This window comes from Draconibacterium sp. (assembly GCF_041583095.1).
In the GTDB taxonomy this organism is placed as follows: Bacteria; Bacteroidota; Bacteroidia; order Bacteroidales; family Prolixibacteraceae; genus Draconibacterium.
The window spans coordinates 1-3481 of sequence record NZ_JBFHGM010000393.1 but is presented as its reverse complement, the minus strand read 5'-3'; the positions used below and the strand labels follow the sequence as shown (position 1 = coordinate 3481).

Here is a 3481-nt window from a genome sequence, read left to right as displayed (position 1 = left end):
TTATTAACTCTTTTCTTTTTTATCCTGATCAACAACTTCATGGGATTAATACCAATTCCACCATTTGGAGCCAACGTTACAGGAAATATTGGGGTTACAATGGTACTCGCCCTATTCACTTTTGCAGTTACAACAATTAACGGTAACAAACATTACTGGAAAGAAATTTACAACCCGGATGTTCCGTGGTGGTTAAAATTCCCGATTCCGTTAATGCCTATCGTTGAACTTTCGGGTGTAATTACAAAACCATTTGTTCTTATGGTCCGACTTTTTGCCAACATGATGGCGGGTCACCTTATTGTAATGGTGTTTGTGAGCCTTATTTTTGTATTCGGCAGCTTGTTTGGCCCGGCAGTTGGATTAGGAGCAAGTCCGATATCCATTCTGTTCTCGGTGTTCATTTTGCTGCTCGATGTTTTGGTATCATTTATTCAAGCGTATGTTTTTACTCTGTTGTCGGCACTCTATTTCGGGATGGCGACCTCAGAACATCATTAATATTTAAAATTAAAAGCTATGTTATCAGCTATTTTAACAGTATTGCTACAAGCGGCCGCCGGTGCGTCGGTTGGAAAAATGGGAGCAGCAATTGGTGCAGGTTTAGCAGCAATTGGAGCTGGTATGGGTATCGGTAAAATCGGTGCCAGTGCCATGGAAGCTATTGCCCGTCAACCGGAAGCAAGCGGCGACATCAGATCGAACATGATTGTGTCGGCAGCACTTATCGAAGGTGTTGCGTTCTTCGCAGTTATTGTTTGTATCCTTATCGTTTTTGTATAGCAAAAAACTTTGGCAGCCATCCCGGGGATTGCCCGGGATGCCGTTGCCCCATTAAAATTTTAAATCATGGGATTAGTAATGCCGAATCCGGGCACCATTTTTTGGATGCTCATCATTTTTGGAATCGTACTCTTTGTGTTGACGAAGTTTGCATGGAAACCAATTCTTGCTGCATTAAAAGAGCGTGAAGATTCTATCGCAACCGCTTTAAACTCGGCCGAAGAAGCCAAGAAAGAAGTAGCCGGGCTAAAAGCCGATAATGAAAAAATTATTGCTGAAGCACGCCGCGAAAAAGAAGCGATCCTGAAAGAGGCCAAGGAGTTAAAAGATAAAATTGTTGCCGAAGCCAAAGAAAAAGCCGGCGAAGAAGCGCAAAAAAGCATTGCTCAGGCACGTCAGCAAATCGAAGCCGAAAAAACTGCTGCCATAAACGATATTAAAAAACAAGTGGCCGAACTTTCGGTAAGTATTGCCGAAAAAGTAATTCGCAAAGAGTTAAGCAACAAGGCCGAACAGGAAAAAATGGTTGACGGATTAATCGACGACATCAAGCTGAATTAAGTATGGACCAGAGCACAATAACTGTACGATACGCCAAAGCTTTCTTTTCAACAGCCAAAGAGAAAAACCTGCTCGATAAGCTAAAAACCGATATCCAACTGGTTATGGATGTCTGCAAATCATCAAAAGATTTTATTCTTTTGCTGGAAAGCCCCATCGTAAAATCATCAAAAAAGGCTGCCTTGGTAAAAAGTATTTTCGAAGGTAAAATTGAAGAGATCAGTCTCAACTTTTTACTGCTGATCGTTCAAAACAAACGCGAAGTACACATTCCGGGCATCTGCCGCAATTTTCTCGATCTTACCCGAAAAGACCTCAACATTAAATCGGCGGTTCTTACAACAGCTACTGAGGTTGATGCCTCAACACTTAAAAAGGTGGAAACACTGCTGGGAAAAGAACTGAATGCAACCATTGAACTGGCGGCTCAGGTAAATCCCGAAATTCTTGGAGGTCTGGTATTACGCCTTGATGATAAACAGTATGATGCCAGCGTGGCAACCCAATTACGCAAGGTAAAACAAACCTTGTTAGAAACCGAATTATAAACGATAGCGACAAGCAAAAAATAATAGAACATGGCTAATATAAAACCTGCTGAAGTATCTGAAATTCTAAAGCAACAACTCGAAGGATTTAAATCGGTAGCCGAACTGGAAGAAGTTGGTACCGTTCTGCAAGTTGGCGACGGCATTGCACGTATTTATGGACTTTCGAACGTGGAATCGAATGAGATGATCGAATTCGAAAACGGAATGAAAGGCATTGTATTGAACCTTGAAGAAGATAATGTTGGGGCTGTACTTTTAGGTCCTACAGAACAAATTAAAGAAGGCGATACAGTAAAACGTACACGTCGTATTGCATCGATTAATGTTGGCGAAGGCCTGCTTGGTCGTGTGGTAAATACCATTGGTGAGGCCATTGACGGTAAAGGTGCTATTACAGGTGAACTTTTCGAAATGCCTTTGGAAAGGAAAGCACCGGGTGTAATTTTCCGTCAGCCGGTAAAAGAACCGCTGCAAACAGGATTGAAAGCGGTTGATGCCATGATTCCAATCGGCCGTGGTCAGCGTGAGTTGATTATTGGCGACCGTCAGACAGGAAAAACAGCAGTAGCCATCGATACCATTATTAACCAACGTGAATTCTACGAACAGGGAAATCCGGTATACTGTATCTATGTGGCAGTAGGTCAGAAAGGATCTACCGTTGCAAACATTGCAGCAACGCTTGAAAAAGCAGGTGCAATGGCCTACTCGATAATTGTTATGGCAACTGCATCAGATCCGGCAGCATTGCAGTTTTATGCTCCGTATGCAGGTGCTGCTATCGGCGAATATTTCCGCGATACCGGTCGTCATGCACTGATTATTTACGATGATTTATCGAAACAAGCTGTTTCGTATCGTGAGGTGTCGCTGTTGCTTCGTCGTCCACCGGGCCGTGAAGCTTATCCGGGTGATGTTTTCTATTTGCACTCGCGCTTGTTGGAACGTGCTGCAAAAATCATCGAATCGGATGAGATTGCAAAAAACATGAACGACTTACCGGAGTGTTTGAAGGATAAAGTAAAAGGTGGTGGTTCATTAACCGCACTTCCTATTATTGAAACACAGGCCGGCGACGTTTCTGCCTATATTCCAACCAACGTAATTTCAATTACCGACGGACAGATCTTCCTGGAATCGAACCTGTTTAACTCGGGTATTCGTCCGGCGATTAACGTGGGTATTTCGGTATCGCGTGTTGGTGGTAGTGCACAAATCAAATCGATGAAAAAGATCTCGGGTACATTAAAACTCGACCAGGCACAGTTCCGCGAACTGGAAGCGTTTTCTAAATTCGGTTCTGATTTGGATGCCGCTACAATGCGTGTACTTGATAAGGGACGTAAAAACGTGGAAATCCTGAAACAGGGACAGTACTCGCCGGTAAAAGTAGAGCATCAGGCAGCTATTATCTATTGCGGAACAAACGAGTTGCTTCGTAGTGTACCAATTGATAAGGTGAAAGAGTTTGAAGCCGATTTCCTGGAAACAATGAAAATGTCGCACCGCCCGGTTTTGGATGAACTAAAAGCCGGTAAACTGACACCTGAAATTGAGGAGACAATTAGAAAAGTAGCTGCTGAAAC

At 43.1% G+C, this 3481-nt stretch carries 5 protein-coding genes; all 5 read left to right on the top strand.

Annotation, left to right across the window (positions count from 1 at the left end):
• Positions 1-501: F0F1 ATP synthase subunit A (locus ABZB17_RS21620; RefSeq protein WP_372653574.1), on the top strand; the 501-nt coding region annotated here is incomplete at its 5' end.
• A gap of 18 nt (positions 502-519) precedes the next feature.
• Positions 520-783, top strand: a complete 264-nt coding sequence (gene atpE, locus ABZB17_RS21615; RefSeq protein ID WP_038557555.1) for an ATP synthase F0 subunit C — start codon at positions 520-522, stop codon at positions 781-783.
• A gap of 66 nt (positions 784-849) precedes the next feature.
• A complete protein-coding gene (locus tag ABZB17_RS21610; protein ID WP_372653572.1) occupies positions 850-1344 on the top strand; it encodes a F0F1 ATP synthase subunit B in 495 nt (164 codons plus the stop codon).
• Positions 1345-1346: 2 nt separating this feature from the next.
• Positions 1347-1892 carry an ATP synthase F1 subunit delta gene (gene atpH / locus ABZB17_RS21605; protein ID WP_045025972.1) on the top strand — a complete coding sequence of 182 codons (546 nt, stop codon included), beginning with the start codon at positions 1347-1349 and terminating at the stop codon, positions 1890-1892.
• Positions 1893-1922: 30 nt separating this feature from the next.
• Positions 1923-3481: F0F1 ATP synthase subunit alpha (gene atpA / locus ABZB17_RS21600; protein WP_372653569.1), on the top strand; the 1559-nt coding region annotated here is incomplete at its 3' end.